The sequence below is a fragment of the Streptomyces sp. NPDC089919 genome (assembly GCF_040684615.1).
In the GTDB taxonomy this organism is placed as follows: domain Bacteria; phylum Actinomycetota; class Actinomycetes; order Streptomycetales; family Streptomycetaceae; genus Streptomyces.
Genome location: NZ_JBFBGK010000130.1, coordinates 1 through 20,123, shown reverse-complemented (window position 1 = coordinate 20,123; position 20,123 = coordinate 1). Strand labels below are relative to the sequence as shown.

General features: G+C 71.9%; 21 protein-coding genes and 1 pseudogene. 8 read left to right on the top strand and 14 right to left on the bottom strand.

Features of this window, described 5'->3' with window-relative positions; genetic code table 11:
• Positions 1–214: 214 nt before the first annotated feature.
• Complete coding sequence (locus AB0O40_RS33695) at positions 215–1,003, bottom strand: SDR family oxidoreductase (RefSeq protein ID WP_365049325.1); 789 nt, start codon at positions 1,001–1,003, stop codon at positions 215–217.
• Positions 1,004–1,385: 382 nt separating this feature from the next.
• Between AB0O40_RS33695 and AB0O40_RS33690 the strand changes: the two genes are divergently transcribed.
• From AB0O40_RS33690 to AB0O40_RS33680, 3 genes are all read left to right on the top strand, one after another.
• A complete protein-coding gene (locus AB0O40_RS33690; protein WP_365049324.1) occupies positions 1,386–2,804 on the top strand; it encodes a family 2B encapsulin nanocompartment shell protein in 1,419 nt (472 codons plus the stop codon).
• Between the two features lie 208 nt (positions 2,805–3,012).
• Positions 3,013–4,350, top strand: a complete 1,338-nt coding sequence (locus tag AB0O40_RS33685; protein ID WP_365049323.1) for a family 2 encapsulin nanocompartment cargo protein terpene cyclase — start codon at positions 3,013–3,015, stop codon at positions 4,348–4,350.
• 15 nt (positions 4,351–4,365) lie between these two features.
• Positions 4,366–5,235, top strand: a complete 870-nt coding sequence (locus AB0O40_RS33680) for a geranyl diphosphate 2-C-methyltransferase (protein WP_365049322.1) — start codon at positions 4,366–4,368, stop codon at positions 5,233–5,235.
• A 76-nt stretch (positions 5,236–5,311) separates the two neighbouring features.
• Here the strand turns inward: AB0O40_RS33680 and AB0O40_RS33675 are convergent, their stop codons facing one another.
• From AB0O40_RS33675 to AB0O40_RS33635, 9 genes are all read right to left on the bottom strand, one after another.
• Entirely contained in the window at positions 5,312–7,207 is a 1,896-nt protein-coding gene (locus AB0O40_RS33675; protein WP_365049321.1) for a transglycosylase domain-containing protein, read from the bottom strand.
• A gap of 111 nt (positions 7,208–7,318) precedes the next feature.
• A complete protein-coding gene (locus tag AB0O40_RS33670; RefSeq protein ID WP_365049320.1) occupies positions 7,319–8,401 on the bottom strand; it encodes a hypothetical protein in 1,083 nt (360 codons plus the stop codon).
• Positions 8,402–8,532: 131 nt separating this feature from the next.
• Positions 8,533–9,588, bottom strand: coding sequence for a hypothetical protein (locus AB0O40_RS33665; RefSeq protein WP_365049319.1), 1,056 nt, complete (start codon positions 9,586–9,588; stop codon positions 8,533–8,535).
• Between the two features lie 26 nt (positions 9,589–9,614).
• Positions 9,615–10,634 carry a hypothetical protein gene (locus AB0O40_RS33660; RefSeq protein WP_365049318.1) on the bottom strand — a complete coding sequence of 340 codons (1,020 nt, stop codon included), beginning with the start codon at positions 10,632–10,634 and terminating at the stop codon, positions 9,615–9,617.
• A 119-nt stretch (positions 10,635–10,753) separates the two neighbouring features.
• The gene (locus AB0O40_RS33655) at positions 10,754–11,095 is read right to left on the bottom strand and encodes a hypothetical protein (protein ID WP_365049317.1); all 342 of its coding nucleotides are present in this window, start codon (positions 11,093–11,095) and stop codon (positions 10,754–10,756) included.
• 111 nt (positions 11,096–11,206) lie between these two features.
• On the bottom strand, positions 11,207–11,560 hold the full coding sequence (locus tag AB0O40_RS33650; RefSeq protein ID WP_365049316.1) for a hypothetical protein: 354 nt from the start codon (positions 11,558–11,560) through the stop codon (positions 11,207–11,209).
• A 123-nt stretch (positions 11,561–11,683) separates the two neighbouring features.
• Positions 11,684–12,028 (bottom strand): hypothetical protein, encoded by a 345-nt coding sequence (locus AB0O40_RS33645; RefSeq protein ID WP_365049315.1) that lies wholly within the window; start codon positions 12,026–12,028, stop codon positions 11,684–11,686.
• 116 nt (positions 12,029–12,144) lie between these two features.
• Complete coding sequence (locus tag AB0O40_RS33640) at positions 12,145–12,396, bottom strand: DUF397 domain-containing protein (protein ID WP_365049314.1); 252 nt, start codon at positions 12,394–12,396, stop codon at positions 12,145–12,147.
• The gene (locus tag AB0O40_RS33635; RefSeq protein WP_365049313.1) at positions 12,393–13,250 is read right to left on the bottom strand and encodes a helix-turn-helix transcriptional regulator; all 858 of its coding nucleotides are present in this window, start codon (positions 13,248–13,250) and stop codon (positions 12,393–12,395) included. Before AB0O40_RS33635 ends, AB0O40_RS33640 begins: the two co-directional genes overlap by 4 nt.
• Before the next feature lie 153 nt (positions 13,251–13,403).
• Between AB0O40_RS33635 and AB0O40_RS33630 the strand changes: the two genes are divergently transcribed.
• The 3 genes and pseudogenes from AB0O40_RS33630 to AB0O40_RS33620 form a co-directional block, all read left to right on the top strand.
• Positions 13,404–13,796: an ATP-binding protein gene (locus tag AB0O40_RS33630; RefSeq protein WP_365049312.1), complete on the top strand. Its 393-nt coding sequence runs from the start codon at positions 13,404–13,406 to the stop codon at positions 13,794–13,796.
• Positions 13,797–14,068: 272 nt separating this feature from the next.
• Positions 14,069–15,169: a helix-turn-helix domain-containing protein gene (locus tag AB0O40_RS33625; protein ID WP_365049311.1), complete on the top strand. Its 1,101-nt coding sequence runs from the start codon at positions 14,069–14,071 to the stop codon at positions 15,167–15,169.
• Between the two features lie 49 nt (positions 15,170–15,218).
• A pseudogene (locus AB0O40_RS33620) lies at positions 15,219–15,488 on the top strand (Uma2 family endonuclease); the annotation flags it as partial.
• Positions 15,489–15,619: 131 nt separating this feature from the next.
• Here the strand turns inward: AB0O40_RS33620 and AB0O40_RS33615 are convergent.
• The gene (locus AB0O40_RS33615) at positions 15,620–16,105 is read right to left on the bottom strand and encodes a hypothetical protein (RefSeq protein WP_365049310.1); all 486 of its coding nucleotides are present in this window, start codon (positions 16,103–16,105) and stop codon (positions 15,620–15,622) included.
• 37 nt (positions 16,106–16,142) lie between these two features.
• Positions 16,143–16,493 carry a hypothetical protein gene (locus AB0O40_RS33610; protein WP_365049309.1) on the bottom strand — a complete coding sequence of 117 codons (351 nt, stop codon included), beginning with the start codon at positions 16,491–16,493 and terminating at the stop codon, positions 16,143–16,145.
• A 383-nt stretch (positions 16,494–16,876) separates the two neighbouring features.
• Here AB0O40_RS33610 and AB0O40_RS33605 point away from each other — a divergent pair, with 383 nt between their 5' ends.
• Positions 16,877–17,899: a trypsin-like peptidase domain-containing protein gene (locus tag AB0O40_RS33605; protein WP_365049308.1), complete on the top strand. Its 1,023-nt coding sequence runs from the start codon at positions 16,877–16,879 to the stop codon at positions 17,897–17,899.
• Positions 17,900–17,970: 71 nt separating this feature from the next.
• Here the strand turns inward: AB0O40_RS33605 and AB0O40_RS33600 are convergent, their stop codons facing one another.
• Both AB0O40_RS33600 and AB0O40_RS33595 read right to left on the bottom strand, forming a co-directional pair.
• Positions 17,971–18,273: a hypothetical protein gene (locus tag AB0O40_RS33600; protein ID WP_365049307.1), complete on the bottom strand. Its 303-nt coding sequence runs from the start codon at positions 18,271–18,273 to the stop codon at positions 17,971–17,973.
• A 62-nt stretch (positions 18,274–18,335) separates the two neighbouring features.
• Complete coding sequence (locus AB0O40_RS33595) at positions 18,336–19,109, bottom strand: SDR family oxidoreductase (protein ID WP_365049306.1); 774 nt, start codon at positions 19,107–19,109, stop codon at positions 18,336–18,338.
• A 98-nt stretch (positions 19,110–19,207) separates the two neighbouring features.
• Between AB0O40_RS33595 and AB0O40_RS33590 the strand changes: the two genes are divergently transcribed.
• The gene (locus AB0O40_RS33590; protein WP_365049305.1) at positions 19,208–19,825 is read left to right on the top strand and encodes a TetR/AcrR family transcriptional regulator; all 618 of its coding nucleotides are present in this window, start codon (positions 19,208–19,210) and stop codon (positions 19,823–19,825) included.
• Positions 19,826–20,123 lie beyond the last annotated feature (298 nt).

Genomic DNA, 20,123 nt, shown 5'->3' with positions numbered 1-20,123 from the left:
CCTGCACCGCCGCTCCGCGCCGGTCGCCTCAAACGCCGGCGGGGCTGGGCCGGCACGGCGGGTGCCGCCCGGTGGGCCCGCACCGCCGCTGCGCGACGGTCGCCTCAAACGCCGGCGGGGCTGGGTATGCCCACACGGCCAGGCCAGGCCAGGCCCGCACGGGCCGGAGCGCGGCCGGGCCGGGCGTAGGGAGGGGGCGGCAAGCGCCGCGGGGTCAGCGCATGAGTTCGCCCGCGTTCACCAGGAGGGACTGGCCCGTGATGCCCCGCGCCCGCCCAGACGCCAGGAAGGCAACCGCATCCGCCACGTCCCCGTCCGTCGCCAGCTCCGGCAGTGCCATCCGCGACTCCAGCCGCCCCCGCACCACCGACTCCGGAACCCCCTCACCCGCCGCCGCGAACGTCACGAAGGCCTGCACCGGCGGCCCCCACATCCACCCCGGCAGCACCGTGTTGACCCGGATCCGCGCCGGCCCCAGCTCCCGCGCCATGGAGTACATGGCCGAGGTCAGCGCCCCCTTCGACGCCGCGTACGCCGCCTGCTGGACCTCCGACGGCGCCGCCACCGCCGACTGCGTCCCGATGATCACCACCGAGCCGCCGCCCGCAGCCGCCCGCAGCCCCGGCAGGCAGGCCCGCGTCATCCGCAGGGTGCCGAGCAGGTTGACGTCCAGGACCTGCGCCCAGGTCGAGAAGTCCGCATCCGCCAGCCCGCCGAAGTACGAGTCCCAGGCCGCCACGTGCACCACCGCGTCGATCCCGCCGAACCGCGAGACGGCCAGCGCGGCCAGCGCCTCGCACTGGGACTCGTCCGTGATGTCCGTCGGCAGGTAGGCGGTGTGCGCCCCGTCCGGGTCGATCTCGGCGGCGGATTTGGCCAGATTCGCTTCGGTCCGGGCCCCCAGCACCGCATTGCCGCCGTCCCGGACCACGGTCGCGGCGACCTGGTGCCCGAGCCCGGCCCCGACCCCCGACACGATGACGGTCTTCCCTTGCAGCAGCATGCGCGATCGCCTCCAGGCAGGCAGGAGCCCTCAACAAAACGAGCTGACGAGCCGTCAGATTAGGCCCACGGAACGGCAGAAGGAAGACCGCGCGCACGCCGGACGGCCCCGCCCCCGCCTTGTCCGAAACCCGTCAATTGCCCCGCCAAACACGACACGACCCAAGATCACCGCATCGAGCTAATGCCCCTGGCATCTCTAGGTGGCCCCCCGTCGCGGACGGTTACTGTTCCCGAGGATCTGAACGGAATCCAGCCGTTCGACCTGATATTCCCGCTTCATCCCCTTGGCTCTATTTCTTACCTTTCTGCGGTGACGTGCAGGTTCGCCCCATGCGGTCACTGCCTGATCAGGGCTGCCCTGACGAAGGAGAACCTCCCGCATGACCGTGGAAACCAGCCCCGAGGCACAGGCGGGCGCGCAGGCCCCGCAGCAGACCAGCCTGGGCACGGCGGCTGCCCGCAATCTCGCGACCACGACCAAGTCCGCCCCGCAGATGCAGGAGATCACCTCCCGCTGGCTGCTCAAGCTGCTCCCCTGGGTGGAGACCAAGGGCGGTGCCTACCGGGTCAACCGCCGCCTGACCTACACCGTCGGCGACGGCCGGATCGACTTCGTCCAGGACGGCGCCAACGTCCGTATCATTCCCCGGGAGTTCGGCGAGCTGGCGCTGCTCCGCGGCTTCGAGGACGACGAGGTGCTGGGCGCCCTCGCCAACCGCTGCCAGCAGCGCGAGTTCGCGGCCGGCGACGTCCTCGTCGAGCGCGGCACCCCCGCCGACCAGATCCACCTCATCGCCCACGGCCGCATCAAGCAGAGCTCCGCGGGCCAGTACGACGACCAGGTCACGGTCGCCGTCCTCGCCGACGGCGACCGCTTCGGCGAGAACGCCCTGCTCGACGCCGACGCCACCTGGGACTACACCGCCACCGCCGAGACCTCCGGCACGCTGCTGACCCTCTCGCGTGCGGACTTCTCCTCCGTGATGGCCGCCTCGCCGCAACTCCAGGAGCACATCCGCCAGTTCAGCGCGCTACCGCAGCAGCGCCAGAACAAGCACGGCGAGGCCGAGATCGCCATGTCGGCCGGCCACGTCGGCGAGGCCGAGCTGCCGGGTGCCTTCGTGGACTACGAGGCGCAGCCGCGCGAGTACGAACTCTCCATCGCCCAGACCGTGTTGCGCGTACACACCAGGGTCGCGGACCTCTACAACGGCCCGATGAACCAGATGGAGGAGCAGCTCCGGCTGACCATCGAGGCCCTGCGCGAGCGCCAGGAGCACGAGCTGGTCAACAACCGCGAGTTCGGCCTGCTGCACAACGCCGCCTTCAACCAGCGCATCCAGACCCACTCCGGCCCGCCCACCCCGGACGACCTGGACGAGCTGCTGTGCCGCCGCCGCGGCACGAAGATGCTGCTCGCGCACCCGAAGACGATCGCGGCGATCGGCCGCGAGTTCAACAAGCGCGGCCTGTACCCGACCCACGTCGACCTCGGCGGCCAGATGGTCCCGGCCTGGCGCGGCGTCCCGATCCTGCCGTGCAACAAGATCCCGATCACCAAGGAGAACACCTCCTCGGTGCTGGCGCTCCGCACCGGCGAGGACAACCAGGGCGTCATCGGCCTCCGCCAGACCGGCCTCCCGGAGGAGTACGAGCCCGGCCTCTCGGTCCGCTTCATGGGCATCGACGAGCGAGCCATCATGTCCTACCTGGTCACGACCTACTACTCGGCGGCAGTCCTCGTCCCCGACGCCCTCGGCGTCCTGGAAAACGTCCAGATCGCCCGCCGCCCGGAGTAGATCCGGCTTGCCCTGCCCCACTGCCCACCTGGAGCTTTGGCGCTGGAGTCCCGGCCAGTCCAGCCCCGCCGGCGATTGAGGCGCGGGGTCCGGGGCGGCGCCCCGGCAACGTCGCCGCGGGCGACCACGAAGCGGTACGCCCCCGCACCTCCTCCTCCGACCGCGGAGGCGGAGGCGCGGGGGACCCGCAGATCCAAAGGAGCCACGGATGCCCACCCCAGGGCTCACCCCGACCTTCCTGACCGGCATCCCCGAAGCCGTCCTCACGGCCCTGGCCGAGGCCGGCCTGCCCCTGCCGCACGCCGGCCTGCCGCCGGGCTTCCCGACCGCCGTCCCCGCCGCCGATCCGGGGACGGCACCCGGAGAGCCCGTACCAGCAGAGGCGCAGGCAGCGGCACTGGCAGAGGCCCCGGCCCCGCCGGAGCCGCGGATCCCCCACGGCCCCAGCGGCCTCGGCACCGCCACCCTCTCCCTGGCCCGCCGCCCCGAGGCCCCGGCAGCCCCGCCGGAGCCAGAGGTAGCGGCACCCACGGAGGCCCAGGACCCCCCAGTAGCCGCCGGAGGCACCGGCCGCCCCATCCCCGGCCTCTACTACCACCCCATCCCCGAACCGGACCCCACCCGCGTCGCCGAGGTCAGCCGCCGCATCAAGCAGTGGGCCGTCGAAGAGGTCGAGCTCTACCCCCCTGAGTGGGAGGACCAGTTCGACGGCTTCTCCGTGGCCCGCTACATGGTCGGCTGCCACCCCGACGCACCCACCGTCGAACACCTCATGATCGCCACGCGCCTGATGGTGGCGGAGAACGTGGTCGACGACGTCTACTGCGAGGACCACGGAGGCTCACCCGTAGGGCTCGGCGGCCGCCTCCTGCTGGCCCACACCGCGCTCGACCCGGTCCACACGACCGCCGAGTACACCCCCGCCTGGCTGGAGTCCCTGGGTGCCGACGCCCCGCGCCGGGCCTACGCCTCCGCCATGCGGTACTTCCTGGAGGGGGCCACCGCCTCCCAGGCGGACCGTTTCCGCCACGACATGGCCCGGCTCCACATGGGCTACCTCGCCGAGGCGGCCTGGTCGGAGACCGACTACACCCCCGAGGTGCACGAGTACCTGGCGATGCGGCAGTTCAACAACTTCCGCCCCTGCCCCACCATCACCGACACCATCGGCGGCTACGAGCTGCCCGCCGACCTGCACGCCCAGCCCGCCCTCCAGCGGGTGATCGGCCTGGCGGGCAACGCCACCACCCTCGCCAACGACCTGTACTCGTACACCAAGGAGCTCAAGAGCCCCGGCAAGCACATGAACCTGCCGGTGGTCATCTCCGAGCGCGAGGGCCTGTCCGACCGCGACGGCTACCTCAAGGCCATCGAGGTCCACAACGAACTGATGCACGCCTTCGAGGCGGCCTCCGCCGAGGCGGCCGCCGCCCTGCCGATCCCCACGGTGCTGCGCTTCCTGCGGGGCGTGGCGGTCTGGGTGGACGGCAACCACGACTGGCACATGAACAACACCTACCGCTACAGCCTGCCCGACTTTTGGTAAGGACGGATCCGATACATGACCACCCTTGAGACCGCCACCGCCTTCGTCCCGAACCCCGCCACCCCCTACCAGGGCGACATCGCCCGCTACTGGGACGGCGAGGCCCGCCCGGTCAACCTGAAGCTGGGCGATGTCGACGGCCTCTACCACCACCACTACGGCGTCGGCGAGATCGACCACGCCGCCCTGGGCGACCCCTCCGACGCCGCGTACGAGAAGAAGCTGATCGCCGAGCTGCACCGGCTGGAGTCCGCCCAGACCGACGTCCTGCTGGACAACCTCGGCCTGATCGGCCGGGACGACCTGCTGGTGGACGCCGGCTGCGGCCGCGGCGGCTCCTCCGTCATGGCCCACCAGCGCTTCGGCTGCAAGGTCGAGGGCGTCACCCTCTCCGCCAAGCAGGCCGAGTTCGGCAACCGCCGTGCCGCCGAGCTGGGCATCGACGACCACGTCGCCGCCCGCGTCTGCAACATGCTCGACATGCCCTTCGAGAAGGGCTCGGCCGCGGCCTCCTGGAACAACGAGTCCAGCATGTACGTCGACCTCGACGACCTGATGGCCGAGCACTCCCGGATCCTGCGCGTCGGCGGCCGGTACGTGACCATCACCGGCTGCTGGAACCCGCGCTACGGCCAGCCCTCCAAGTGGGTCTCGCAGATCAACGCCCACTTCGAGTGCAACATCCACTCCCGCCGCGAGTACCTGAAGGCGATGGCCGACAACCGCCTGGTCCCGCAGGCCGTGATCGACCTGACCCCGGACACCCTCCCGTACTGGAAGCTGCGCGCCACCTCCTCGCTGGTGACGGGCATCGAGGAGGCCTTCATCAAGTCCTACGAGGACGGCTCCTTCCAGTACGTCCTGATCGCCGCCGACCGGGTCTGACGCACGCCGCCGGGCGCCGGGTCCCTCGTGCGACGGGGCCCGGCGCACCGCCATGCCCGCGCCCGCGGGCGACCGGTCAGGTGGTCCGGTCGTACGCCTGCCAGATCAGCGGCGGCAGCGTGCCGCCGCGCTCGGTGTCCGCCCCGCCGACGCCCGTCATGGGCAGCAGTTGCGTGATCTCCGGCTTGGTGCGGAACATCCCGACGGACGTGCTCAGCTCGGGCGTCATCCCGACGAACCAAGCCGACTTCATACGGTCGTTGACCCCCGTCCGGCCGGCCCAGACGGGCCGGTGGTCACCGACCTGGGTCGGCGGACCGAGGGTGGTCCGGCCCACCTCCTGAAGCGCGAAGCCCACGGCCGCGGCGGTCTCGGAGCGGATCGCCTGCCGGGCCGCCGGCCGGGTCAGCCCGGGCACCGCCGTGCCGTCCCGTTCGACCCGGGTGACCGAGTACGGCTCGGTGGCCCGCCCCTGGTTGAGGAAGGTCGTGTACGCGCTGGCCAGCCGGACGGCGCTGGGGGTGGAGGTGCCGATCGCGAAGGTCGGCTCCAGCTTCGCCATGCTCTCCTCGCGCAGTCCCGTCGCCACCGCGAGCTTCTTGACCTTGTCCAGCCCGAGCCGCTTGCCCGTCGCCACGAAGGGAGTGTTGTCGGAGGCGACCAGGGCCGACTGGAGGTCGGTCAGCCGGCCCGAGGGCGGGGCCATCAGCAGGGGCGCCGGGGTGGCTACTGCCTCGGCGGCCCCCGGGGTGCCCTCCGCGACGGGGTAGACCTCGGACCCGAACTCCTCCTCCAGGGCGGCGGCGTACACGAAGGGCTTGAAGGCCGAGGCGGCCGGGACGCCCGAGGTGTCGGCGTTGTTGGTGAAGTGCTTGATGGCGTCGGCGCCGCCGTAGACCGCGACCACCGCCCCGTCCTTCGGGTCCACGGAGGCCGCGCCCACTTCCACGTCCCGGTCGTCGGCCCGCCCGGCCGGGTCCAGCTTCTCCTTCCTGATCTTCTCGACGGCGGCGGCCAGGGCGGCGGTGTTCTCCTTCCTGAACGTGGTGTGGACGCTGTACCCGCCCCGGGCCAGGTCCTTGTCGGTGATGCCGGTGCGGCTCTTGAGGTACTTGTTGGCGAGGTCGACGAGGTAGCCGATCTGGCCGGCCTGGCTGGTCGGCTTCACCGGCGGCTTCGGCTCGGGGAACTTCGTGTACCGGGCCCGCTCCTCCTCGGTCATGACCCCGGTCGCGACCTCGCGGTCCAGGATCCATTTCCAGCGGTCCACCGCCCGCTCGTGGTTGGCGGCGCTCAGCGACGGGTCGAACTCCTCCGCCCCCTTGAGGACGGCGGCCAGCAGGGCGGCCTGCCCCGGGTCCAGCCTGGCGGCCGGTACGCCGTAGTAGGCGTAGGCGGCGGCCTGGATGCCGTAGGCGCCCCGCCCGAACCACGAGGTGTTCAGGTAGCCCTGAAGGACCTCCTCCTTGGGCCGCTGCCGACTGACCTTCACGGCCAGGAAGAGTTCCTTGAACTTCCGCTCGGCGGTCTGCTCCTGGCTCAGGTAGGTGTTCTTGACGTACTGCTGCGTGATGGTCGAACCACCCTGTACCTCCTGACCCTTGGCGATGTTCCAGGCGGCCCGGACGATCCCGGGGACGGAGACGCCCGAGTCGCTGTAGAAGTCGGCGTTCTCCGCGGCGATCACGGCCCGCGGGACGGACTCGGGGACCTGGTGGAGCTCCACGTCCTGCCGGTTGACGTCCCCGACGCTGACCATCCGGCTGCCGTCGGCCCAGTAGTAGACGGTGGCCTGGCGGCGGGCGGTGTCCCGGGCGTCGGGTATCTCGATCCGCTGGTACACGGTGACGACCAGGGCCGCGAGGGCGCCGAGGAAGAGCAGGAAGAGGCCGGTGACCAGCTTCCAGGACGGCGTCCAGCGCCGCCAGCCGCGCCTGCCGCGCCGGGGGTAGTCGATCCTGGGGCGGGACATGGACCTCCTTCTCGCAGGCGTCGCGCGGGGGCGCGACGAACTGGCTTGAAGGATGATCAGACTGGCTGGATGGTTGGGCCGTTCACGGAAGTTTCACGCCCGGCGCCCGCCTCACTCCACCTTCGCGCTGGGCGTCTTGCCGTCCTGGGCCTGCTGCGCCCGCTCGGCCATCATCCGGGCCAGCGACGTGAGGACGGCGGGCTTGTAGTCGTCGCGGCTGCCCTGCTCCGAGACGTAGACCACGAGCGTGCCCACCCGTACGTACGCGTGCCCCTCGCCCTTCGATATCTCGAAGGCCCTGGACTGCTGGCCGAGGGAGGGCAGAGACAGCGGACCCCCGCGCGTCTCGTCGGCGGTCATCTCGGCGTAGACCCGCCGGGCGTCGGTGACCGAGGCGCAGGCCGCTATGCCGAAGGCCGCCGACTGACCGGTCTTGCCGCTCAGGTCGGCATAGGAGGACACGGCCACGCTCAGCACCCCCTTGCACCGGTCGCCCGCCCCCCGGCAGGTGTTGACCTGCGGGGCCGAGACGGTCTTCCAGTCGGCCGGCATGGCGTCCGATTCAGGCAGGACGGACTCGACCGTCTTGAACTCCTTGAGGGCGATGGCCTTGGGATCGGCCGTCATCATCGAGAAGACGCCGTACCCCGCGAGGCCGAGCAGGACGACCACCGCCGCCAGGCCCAGCAGCGCCACCGGCTCGCGTCTGCGGATCCGGCCGAGCGCCCGGCCGGCGAGCGCCGTGGCGGCCCCGGCCAGGCCGCCGCCGCGACCTGCGGGGCGGATGTCGGGGCGGTCGCCGAAGCCGGCGGGCGGCTCGGGCGGCTCGGGCGGTAACGGGGGCGCCGGCGGGACCAGCAGCTCCGCCAGCCGCGCGGCGAACTCGGGCTCCGCCTCCAGCACCGCGCTCACCTTGTCCCGCAGCCGAGACCGGGCCTGGACGTCCTCCGGGGCCCACTCGACCGCCGCCACCGCCTCGGGACCCTCCGGCACACCGCCCAGCCGGCCCCGCACCAACTCCGCGGCCGTGACCGTCACGTCGGGGCCGGCCGGCCCGGCCGCGCCCGCTGCCCCGCCCGTCGCCGTCGCTGTCGTCGTGGCGGGCCCGGCGGCCCCGCTCGCCGTCGCCGCCATCGCCCCGGCCCGCGCCACCGCGTCCACGGCCGCAGCCGCGAGATCCACTTCGTACGTCATGTCCCAGCCCCCCAGGTATCAGTCGTCCCCACCACCCCGACGGTTACGTCGGTTACGGAGAGTGATCCCCCGTGCGCGGCGTTTGAACCATGCGGATGCGATCGGATTCGCGGCAGCCGCGCGCGGGGCCGCTACGCGGCCCGTGCGCTGGGGGGTTGGCCGTTCTGCGCTTCCTGGGCCCGGGCGGCGATCATCCGGGTCAGTGTCCTGAGGGTCGCCGGCTCGTACGGGCCCTGGACGTTCGCCGCCCAGACGCTGATGACGACCGTGCCCACCCGCACGAACGTGCTGCCCTCATCGTCGCCCTCGTCGCGGTCCTCGAAGCCGGCTGACTGGTCGCCGAGGGAGGGCAGGGAGAGGTGATCCGAGTCCCCGTCCTCCTCCTTCGTGACCAGCCGGCGGTAGACCCGCCGCGCGTCATCGGTCGAGGCGCAGGCGGTCACCTCGAAGGTCACCATCTGTTCGTTCGGGTCCTTGAAGTACGACCAGGACTGGTGGAGCACCCCCGAGCAGTCCTCCTTCTTCGGTTCGCACTCCTTGACCTCCGGTGCGGACATGGTGGTCCACCCTGGCGGCATCGCCGGCAGCCCCGGCGCGATGTCCTTGACCTTCTCCGGATCCTTGAGCGCGACGACCCGACGCGGCCCGTCCGCACCGTCCCCGCCGCCGCCCAGGACGCCGGACAGGCCGTAGCCCGCCAGCGCCAGCACGAGGACCACCGCGGTGAGCGACAGCAGCGCGACCGGCTCGCGGGCCCGGACCCGGGCGGCGGCCCGGCGGGCGAGCGCGGCGGCCGCGGCGGTTCCCGAGCCGCGCCGGGGGCCGGTGCGGTCGCCGCCAGCGCGGGTGCGGTCCCTGCCGGTGCGCCCGGTGCCGGGCGGCAGCTCGGGCACCGGCACCGGCCTCGGCGGGGCGGGCGCTTCCGGCGGGGCCAGCAGCTCCGCGAGGTGTGCCGCGAAGGCCGGGTCCCCGGCCAGCACCGCGGCCGCCGCGTCCCGCAGCCGCAGCCGCGCCTGGACGTCCTCCGGCACCCGTTCGACGGCCGCGACCGCCTCGGGCCCCTCCGGGACGCCGTCCAGCCGGTCCCGCAGTAGCTCCACTGCCGCCCGCTCGTCGGCCCCGCGGGCCGCTCCGCCCCGCGCGATCGCGTCCACGGCCGCCGCCGCCAGGTCGAACCCGGCCGACACGTCCGGATCCCTCCGGCTGCCGGGGCTCACTGCGCCCGCGCGCTGGGCGTCTCGCCGTCCTGGGCCTGCTGGGCGCGGGCGGCGACCATCCGGAGCAGCGAGTCCAGGGTGGCCACCTCGTAGGTGCCGCCCTCGCTCTCCTCCGTCACGGAGACTACGACGGTGCCGATGCGTGCGACTGCACGGGCCTCACCCGTCGAGACCTCGTAGGCCATGGACTCCTGGCCGGCGGCGGAGACGGACAGCGGCTTTCCGCGCCTCGCTTCCTTGAGGGCGTCGCGGTAGGTCGTTTTTGCCGCCTCGGCTGAGGCGCAGGCGGCCACCACGAAGGCCACTGACTGCCTGGACTGGCTGTCGAATTGCGACCGCGCAATGCTCAGCACCCCCTCGCAGCCCGGTTCCGACGGCTTGCAGGCGTTGCTGCCCCTCTTGGAGACCGAGGGCTCGGAGGTACTCGCCCACCCGGCCGGCATGGCGTGCAGGTCCGGGGCGACGGACTTGACGGTCTCCAGGTCCTTGAGGGCCGTCACCTTGTGCCCGGAGCCGCCGCCGGCGGACGCGTCGTCGTCGCCGCCGATCAGCCCGGCCAGCCCGTAGACCACCAGCGCGAGGACGACGATCACCGCGCCGAGGCCCAGCAGCGCCACCGGGTCGCCCTTGCGGATCTTGGTGATCGCCTGGTCGCCGAGGACGAACGTGCCCTTGGCCCGCGCGCCGCGGTCGATGTGGATGCTGCCGGTGGTGTGGGAGGGCGGCTCGGCCGGCCGGGGCGGGGCCAGGACGCTCGCCAGGTACGAGGCGAAGGCCGGGTCCTCGGCCAGTACCGCGGCCAGCTTCTCGCGCAGCCGTGCGCGGGCGTCCGCGTCCTCCGGCGCCCGTTCGACCGCCGAGACGGCCTCCGGTCCCTGCTGTACGCCGCTCAGCCGGCCGCGGACGATCTCCACGGCCGTGTTTCCGGCGCCGGTACCGACCGCGGTCAGCGCCGCGGCCCCGGCCCGCGCCACCGCGTCGACGGCCGCGGCCGCCAGATCCACCCCGTTGGTCATCAATGCCCCCCCAGGCATCCGAACGCATCAACGAGCGTTGTGCGTGCGGTGGTTGATTCCCCGCGCGGAGGGCGGGAAACCGGGTGGGTGCCGGGAGGGGCGGGGGTGGGGCGGGGAGGTCAGTGGCTGAAGGCGACGGAGCGGAACTTCAGGCCGGGGCCGAGGATCTTCAGCGGGTTCATGACGTAGTAGGTGTCGCCCTCGCAGTCGAAGTCGAGGAACACCGTGGCGGTGGCGTTGGTGAGGTTCTTCGGGCCCTGAGCGGGCTTCTCGTCCGTGGCCCCTGAAACGTTGATGCACTCCTCGCCCGCGGGGTCGATGAGGCCACCGATGCGCGGCTGGCCGGCCTCGTTGAAGTACGTGTAGTCGAAGTTGCCGATGGCCGCCGAGGCGGAGGTCGGCAGGGTGAGGACGAGGGTGAGCGCGCCGAGGGCGGCGGCCACGGAGTTGCGCAGACGCATGGGAAGTCCCGTTCGGGTGTGGGGGTGGGGAGCACCCCCATGGATAGCGGACCCCCGCACGGGGGGTCACGCCCAGACCGTGCCGGAACGTTCCGCCCTCACCCGGCCGGCTCAGGCGGGCGCGACGGTGATCGTCCGGAAGGTGAAGTTGCTGACCGACTGGCCGGCGGCGAGGTCCCTGGACTCGCCGCCGCACTCCAGGTCGGAGTACAGGGTGATCAGGCGGTCCGTGCTGTTCACCGCCGAGTAGGCGGGCCCGACCGCCTCGTCGTTCTCGACCTCGACGAGGGCCAGGCAGTCCCCGTCCTCCGGGCTGGTGTACGTGGCGGAGTGCTCGACGTCTTCCACGTCCTTGTACTTGAACGTGAAGTCGCCGGTGGCGGCCGAGGCCGAGGCGGCGGTGGGCAGGGTCAGGACGAGGGTGAGGGCGCCGAGGGCGGCGGCCAGCGAGGTGCGCAGACGCATGGGGGTGTCCCGTCAGGTGGGGGTGGGGGAAGCCGGATGTGGCGACGCCCCACGTCTACCGGCCCCCGCGCCCGGGGTCGCGGCCCGACCCGCGCCTGATCGTTCCGCCCTCACCCGGCCCGGTCAGCGGGTGCCGAACTCCACCGACTCGACGTTGAAGTCCGCCTTCGACCTGCCCGGGTTCAGCACCCAGTAACTGCCGCCGCAGTCGTTCTCGTCGTAGACGGTCGCGATGCGGTCCGTGTTGTTCACGGGGGCGTAGGCCGGGTCCGCCCCCTGCTCCTCGGCCCCCTCGATGTCGATGCACTCCCCGTCGGCAGGGTTGGTGAGCTTGGCGGAGTGCTCGATGCCGTCCTCGCCCTTGTAGCTGTACGTGAAGTCGCCGGTGGCGGCCGAGGCGGAGGTCGGCAGGGTGAGGATCAGGGTGAGGGCGCCGAGGGCGGCGGCCAGCGAGGTGCGCAGACGCATGGGGTGTCCCGTCATGGGTGCGGTGGGGGTGTGGAAACACCCCCACGCGTACCGCCCCCGTTCGTCGGGGTGACGGCCCGACCCGCGCCTTATCGTTCCGCCCTCACCTGGTCGGGTCAGTTCGCCGCGGCGAGCCTGATGAATCCGGCCCAGGCGGCCGACCCGAAGGCGAGGGTGGGGCCACCGGGGACGGCCTTGCTGTCACGGACGAGGATGGCGTAGGGGGTGGCGCCGACTTCGACGCAGTCGTCGCCCTCGCTGCTGTCGCTGTAGCTGCTCTTGCGCCAGGCGATCTCTACGCAGGAGTCGCCCTCGCTGCCGCTGCTGTAGCTGCTCTTGAACCACTCCAGCTCGGGCTCGTGGATCATGTCTCTCCCAGCACTTGCTCGATGAAGGCCGTCGACTCCCGCGGCGTGAGAGCCTGGGATCGGATCATGCCATAGCGCAGCTCAAGTAGCCGGAGCTGCTTCAGTTCGTCCACCGCACGTCCGCCGAAGGCTCCCTCTGAGCGGCCGACACCAGTGCCGTTCGCGAACTTCAGCACTTCGATGCCGCCGTCGAGCCCGGCGTGGATTTCCTGGTCGATCGGCATGATCTGGAACGAAAGGTTTCGCAACTTGGCCACCTCCAGGAGGTGTTCGAGCTGGCGTCGCCAAACCATTGTGCCTCCGACTCGTCGCCGGAGTGTGGTCTCTTCCTGGACGAAGCTGAGCGTCGGTGCGGGGTCGCGCACATAGATGGAATGCCGGGCCATGCGCGCGGCCGTGAAGCGCTCGATCTCCTCGTGCGAGTAGGCGGGCTGTCGCATCTCGAATAGTGCGCGGGCGTGTTCCTCGGTCTGAAGCAGCCCGTGCACGGTGTGGATGCTGTAGGCGCACACCTCTACCGCCTTCGCCTCCAGCTTCGCCAGGTCTCGGACCTTCTTCGGGTAGTGGATCGGCTCTACGTCCTCCTTCATGGCGGCGATGCGACCGCCCGCCTTGAGGACCCTGTCCGCGTTGTCCAGGTACTCGGGCTTGGGGATCCGCGTCCCTCCCTCGACCTTCCGGACCATGTCCTCGCCGTAGCCGATCGCCTTGCCGAAGTCGGTGACCTTCATCCGGGCCATCTCCCGCCAGGTCTTCAACTGTCGGGCGACCATCGCCAGTACCGCGGCTCCCTGTTCGTCATCGGGATCGATGTCCCAAGCGGACTCGTCAATGTCCTCGTTGACCTCGCTCATCGCGCACCTCCCACGTGCCGACACATCCAACGCCGCAGTACCCCTCTCAGGGCTCCGGACAGGCAGGACAAGACCGGACAAGCACCGGACAGTCTCCGTACGCACGGGCGTTGTCGCTGTCCACGCTAGGCATGCGCGGCCACGCTGAGTGACATGAATCTCGAAAGTCGCGAGCTCCTCCTCTTCAGCGTGCAGCTCTCCTCCACCCCGCGCGGCGCCCGTCTCGCCCGGCTGCTCGCGGTGGAGCAACTGCGCTCCTGGGGGCTCCCCTTGGAGGATCCGGCACACGTCGTGGCCGAGCTGGCGGTCAACGCCGTCACGCACGGCCGCGTCCCCGGGCGCGACTTCCAGCTCGGGATGGCGGTCTTCGCGGACACGCTCCGTATCGAGGTGGCCGACACGAAGGCGGACCGGTTGCCGGCCGAGGGCGGGCTCGGCTACGGGCTCGTGGTCGTGGCCGCGCTCGCCGACCGGTGGGGGGTGTCGCTCGGGCCGTCCCCGCGGAAGACGGTCTGGGCGGAGCTGGCGGTCCGGACCGGCACCTGAAGACGTGCGCTCCGGTGGCCTGGTCCCCGGCCGGTCCTGCGGTCAAAGACCAAAGAACCAGGGAAAGAACCAAACCCCACCCCACCAACCTCCCCGCGAATCAGCCTGTTCGACCGGAATCGCTCGGATGGGTGAACTATGCCAACTCGGCTGGATTTCGCAGGGGTTGGCGGGCATATGCTCGCGCCACAACCCCAGAAACTGTGACGGCCCCCGGCTGGGCTGCAATCCCTGCCGAGGGCCTGATCCACGAGGAAGTCGGAACCTTCCCGATGGCTTTCCAGCACCCTAGCGCGGGGCTGCCCAGTAAGGGCCGCTCTCCGCGCGGAACCGCCCGATCCGGTGGCATTTCCGGAGTCACGCACTCCCGTGTCCCCCTCACGAGCAACTTCACGCTCGTCGCCAACCAACTCGCCCAGCACGCCGCCCTGTCGCTGCTGGCGATCGGGCTGTCCGTCCACATTCAGTCCCTCCCGACCGGCTCTCCGGTCACCATCAGGGACCTGGCCGACCGCTTCCCGGAGAGCGAACTCCGCATCGGCCGGGCCCTCCACGAACTGGAGGCGGCCGGCTACCTCCGCCGCACCCGCATCCGCCTCCCCATCGGCCAGGTCGTCACCCGCACGGTCTCGTACAACCTCCCGCTGACGCCCTTCCCGCCCCCGGCCCCGGGCACCGACCCCGACCCGGGTCCCGATCCCGATCCGGAACCCGCCCCGCAGCCGGACCCCGACTCCGACCCCGACCCGGAGCCGCCCCCGCCCGTCCCCGACCCGCGGTCGCCCGGCCCGGCCCGTCCGTCCGTACCGCCGCAGCCGGATCCACCGGCGGCGCAGGCGCCACCGGCGGACGTACGAGCGCTGGCGCAACGAGCAGCACAGCCATCGGCATCCGCGCAGATCGAGGCGTCGGCGTCGGCGGCGGGGAAGCGGAAGCGGAAGGCCGGCCGGGGCCAGGGGGCCGGGCCCGCCCACTGGACCACGTACGACACGGACGAGAAGCAGCAGGCAGCGCACCTGCTCGCCACCCTCCGGGCCCGGGACCCGCGCTTTCTGCTGGCCGAGCGGGACATCGCCCGGCTGGTCCCCGAGGTGGTCCGGTGGCTGGAGACCGTCCCGGCCGAGGGCGTCCGCCGCACCCTGACGGCCGACATCCCCCACGACCTCCGCAACCCGGCCGGCCTCCTCGCGTACCGCCTGAAGCACTCCACCCCCGTCCCCGTCCCCGCCCTCCAGGGCCCGCCCGGCCACCGCCCGCCGGACCGCGTGATCCATCCCCTCCAGACCTGCGACGGCTGCGACCGCGCCTTTCGAGCCGCCCGCCCGGGCCACTGCGCCGACTGCCGCCCGTCCTACGCCCCGAGGGCGGCCTGACGTGAAACCGTCCGCCCCGCTCGGCCTGGTGGCCCACACCGTCCGCCCCGCCATCGAGGTCGTTTCCCGCTCCAACCCCGACAACGACTGGGTCGGCAAGATGCGGGACTACCCGCTCATGGGCATCCCGGTGTACGCGCTCTTCGATCCCCGCACCGGGACGGGCGCCGTGATGACGGGCATCCACCCGACTCCCGACGGCCCGCGCCACGCCACCCGCAAGGACTTCGTCCACGGCGAGGACGTCACCATCGCCGACCGGACCATCTCCACGGACGGCCTGCCCCGGTACGGGCCGGTCGACGGCGCCGCGCCATGACGGGTCCCGGTGGGCGGTGGCCGGTGGGTGGTCGGGGGCGGTTGGCCGCGGTCGCGGGGCGGCGACGACGCTGTTCCGGACACCCGCCGGGGTCCGGAACAGCGGTACGCACGCACGCAGGCAGGCCCGGGTCAACGGGTGACGGTGAAGACCCGGTCGCCCTTGATGCCGGTGGTGCTGATCCTGCCGGTCATGGCGACCACGCGGCTGGTGAGGTTGCAGGCCACGGAGGTGGTCTGGCCGAGCGGCCCGGCGTAGGTCGGGAAGGTGATCCCGCCCTGGTTGATCGGGTTCACGCGGAGGGTGAAGTTGCCGGTGGCGGAGGTGACCTCGGTCGGGGAGATCTTGATCTCGATGTTCACCAGCGTGGAGTTCGGGTTGACGGGCGTGAGGGTGATGTCGCGGTCCGGCAGCCCGTCCTGGGCCAGGCTGATCTTGCCGGTGAAGGCGCTGTCGGCGAGCGCGGTGCCGGTGTAGTCGGACACCTTGGTGCCGCAGGGCGACGGTGCTGCGGCGGCGGCCTGGGCGGGCGCGGTGGCCACCCCGCCGAGCGCCCCGGTCAGGGCGAGGGCGAGCACGGCGGCGGGCAGGGTGCGGGCGGTGGCGGGGAAGTGCACGGAGGCTCCTTGGCAGTTGGAGGGCAGCGGTGACGGGCTAGGACGAGAAGGACGCCGAGCGGAACTTGGTGTTCTCACTGCCCTTGCCGGTGAGCTCCTTGAGCACTACGAAGTCACCCTCGCAACCCGCGTCGGCGAACACGGTCGCCGTGGCGGTCGTCCTGTTCACCGGCGTGTGTGCCGGCTGAGTGGACTCCGGGTCCGCGGCCTCCGGGATGTCGAAGCACTCCCCACCGTTCGGGTCCGTGAAAACGCCCTCCTTCGTGGTCCCGTCACCAGCGACGTACTTGTACGTGAAGTTCCCCGTTGCCGCCGAAGAGGGCTGCGAGACGGAGATGACGAGGGCGAGGCCGCCGATCAGGGCGACGGCCGCATTGCGCAGACGCATGGAAGTGCTCCAGTGAGTCAAGAGGGGGGTGTGCGGCCGGGCTCCAGGGCGCCGGCCGGATGCGGAGGCCACCATTCCGCACCCCGCCGCCCCCCTCACGTACCGCCACTCGGTGAATCGTTTGGCCACCCCCGGACGGATCAGGGCCCGTCGTGCGGGGCCGGCGCGGTTCCCGATCCGGACGGCCGAAACAAGTCAGGAATTCGTGGAACCGTCAGAGCCGTTGTGCCGTCCCCGGTTTGGGACAGCACGCACAGCGGTGACACAGGCTCCGCTTGTGACACTTCGGGATGGGCCCGGCAGCCACCGGCTCCGATGTCAGACCCCTCTGTGATGCTGTTCCAGCACGTCCTCCCGGGCCCGCAGTCCCCGGGAGGCCATCGATGGAAAGGAAGAACGTGCGAATAATCCGGAGGACCCTCCTGCCCGCCGCAGCGGTCCTGCTCACCGTGACCGGCGTCGGTGCGGCGCAGGCCGCCCCGACCCACACCACTGCCGTGAAGGCCGCAGCCCCCGTGCCGGGTGCGGCTGTCTCCGCCGTCGCCGCCGGTGGCGCGTCCGAGGCCGCGGACACGTACTGGACCCCCGCGCGGATGAAGAGCGCGATCTCGCTCGACTCGCTGCCGAACTCCGCCGTTCCGGCCGCCGCCGCTGCCGCGGCCGCCGAGCCGGAGCTCAAGGGCGCCGAGTTCAACGTCGCCCCCGGCGCGCCCACCACGCCCCTCGCGTCGGCCGCCGGTGCCGGCGCCGCGGTGAACTCCACCGCAGCCGCGGGCAAGGTGTTCTTCCACAACCCGAAGAACAACCTCAACTACGTCTGCTCCGCGAGTGCGCTGAACAGCCCCTCGAAGCAGCTGGTCGCCACCGCCGGTCACTGCGTCCACGGGGGACGCGGTGGCACGTGGATGACCAACTGGGTCTACGCCCCGCGCTACTCCAACGGCCGCGCGCCGTACGGCGTCTTCAAGGCCAAGGAGTACCGGACCTTCCAGGCCTGGGTCAGCAGCAGCAGCTTCGCGCGTGACGTCGCCTTCGTCACCGTCGCGAAGCTCAACGGCCGCAAGCTGTCGAACGTCACCGGCAGCAACGGCCTGAGCGTCAACTACGACCACACGAACTACGTGTACGTCTTCGGCTACCCGTCGAACAAGTACCGCGGCGAGCGCCAGATGTACTGCCGCGGCACCACGCGCAAGGAGAGCGGTTCCAACCGGAACGCCATCCACTGCACCTTCGGTCCGGGCGCCAGCGGTGGCCCCTGGGTCCGCTCGTACAGCACCCGCACCGGGCGCGGCTACCTCAACGGCGTCATGAGCACCTGGAACCCCAGCACCGGCTGGAACCAGGCCGCCTACTTCGACACCGCGGTCCGCAACCTGTGGAAGGCCCAGGGCTCCCGCACCTGATCCCTCCCCGCATCACCGCTGAACACCCCGCCGGGGTCCCTGCTCGCAGGGGCCCCGGCGGTCCGCGTTTCTCAGCACTTCCGGTCCAGGTACCCGATCAGCTCGGCCTCACGCCGGAGCAGCCGCTCCCGCTCCCGGTCGTCCAGGCCGTCCAGCAGATCGACCAGCGCCCGCCTGCGCGGCACCTGCACCATGTTCCCGGAGTACACCCGGCACTCCGAGCACCAGGCGAAGCCCACGCACCGCTCGTACGACGGATCCCCCGGCGGGTAGTAGCGGTAGGCGTACGTCTTCACCCACGTCCCGCAGTGGTTGCACACCCGCCGGCCGTCCACGTCCCCGACGGACCACCCGGCCCCCACCCGCCGCCACACCGCATCTCTTCAAGTCGCCGTCATGGGGCCATTCTTACCGGATGCGGGGCCGGGCTGCGGGCTCACAGTCCGGAGCCGCCGGTGGCGTCGACGACCTTGCCGGTGACCCAGCGGGCGTCGTCCGAGGCGAGGAAGGCCACCACGTCGGCCACGTCCTCGGGGCGGCCGACGCGGCCCAGGGCGGCCAGGGACGCCGCGTGGGCCTCGGCGGCGGGGTTGCCGCGGAGCCAGCCCGCGTTCACGTCGGTGTCGATGATCCCGGGGGCCACCGAGTTGGCGGTGATGCCCCGGGGGCCCAGTTGCTTGGCGAGGTTCAGGGTGAAGTTGTCCAGGGCGCTCTTGGTGGCGCCGTAGGCGATGGCCTCGGGCATCGCGAGGTGCGCGGCGCCGCTGGAGACGTTGATGATGCGGCCGCCGTCGCGCAGCCGGGCCAGGCCCTGCTGTACGACGAAGAAGGGTGCGCGGACGTTGACCGCGAAGACCTCGTCGAAGCCGGCCTCGGTCAGGGACGCCAGGTCCGCGCTGCGGCCGATGCCGGCGTTGTTGACGATGACGTCCACGACCGGGGCCGGGGTGTCGTACGGGACCTGGGCGTCGAAGGCGGCCCACAGCGCGGCGGCGTCGCCGTGGGTGCCGAGGCGGGCGTGGAGGGCGTGGGCCCGGCCGCCGTCCGCCCGTATCCGCTCGACGGTGGCCCGGGCGGCCGCCTCGTCGTGGGCGTAGGTCAGGGCGACGAGGGCGCCGTCCCGGGCGAGGCGTTCCGCGATCGCCCGGCCGATGCCCCTGCTGCCGCCCGTGACGAGGGCCGTCTTGCCCTCGAGTCGCTGCGTGGTCATGCGTATCGCCGCCTTCCGCTTGTGGTGTGATTCTTGAGTGATCAACCAACAAATGGACCGTAGCACGGTTTCTTGGTGGACCGCTCTAAAATGTCTGCATGACCGACACGACGCCCCGGCGCGGCCGCCCGCGCACCTTCGACCGCGACGCGGCCCTGGCCGCGGCCACCCGTCTCTTCTGGGAGCGGGGCTACGAAGGCGTCTCCATCGGGGACCTCACCGAGGCGATGGGGATCCGCTCCGGGAGCCTGTACGCGGCCTTCGGTGACAAGAGGTCCCTCTTCGAGGAGGTCGTCGCCGCGTACGGGCGCTCGCCGGTCGGGGCCTTCGCCGGGGTCGCCCTCGCGGAGGAGCCCACGGCGTACGGGGCCTTCGCGCGCATCCTGCGGGAGGCTGCGGCGATCTATCCGGATCCTTCGCATCCGGCCGGGTGTCTGGCCATCAGTGCGGCGACGAATGTCACCGTGCAGGACGCGGGGGTTCGGGCCTTCCTGCGCGACCTGCGCAACGAGAACGTGGCGGCCTTCGAGGCCCGCCTCCGCCGCGCGCAACAGGAAGGCGAGTTGCCGGCCGGCACGGCTCTCCGGCCGCTGGCCGAATACCTCGCCGCCGTCCTCCAGGGCTTCTCCCAGCGTGCCCAGGACGGCGCGACCGCCCCCCAGCTGACCGCCGCCGCCGAACTGGCCCTCACGGCCTGGCCAACGCCCCGCCCCTGAGGTGGCGTTGCCCCTCCGACCCGGCGGGCCCTTGTCCCTCCCGCCCTGACGGGCTCTTGGCGCTCCGGCGGGGCATACCCAGCCTCGCCGGCGATTGAGGCGCGGGTTCCGGGCCCGCGCCCGGCCGCTGCGCGGAGCCAGCCCCTCCCCACCCCTTCCCGAAACCGGTGGGCGCTGCCCCCGGACCCCCCGTACCGCCGCTCCGCGCCGGTGCGCTCAAACGCCGCGCGGCTGGGTTGGCCCCCGCACCGCCGCTCCGCGACGGTCGCCTCAAGCGCCGGCGCGGCTGGTACGCGGG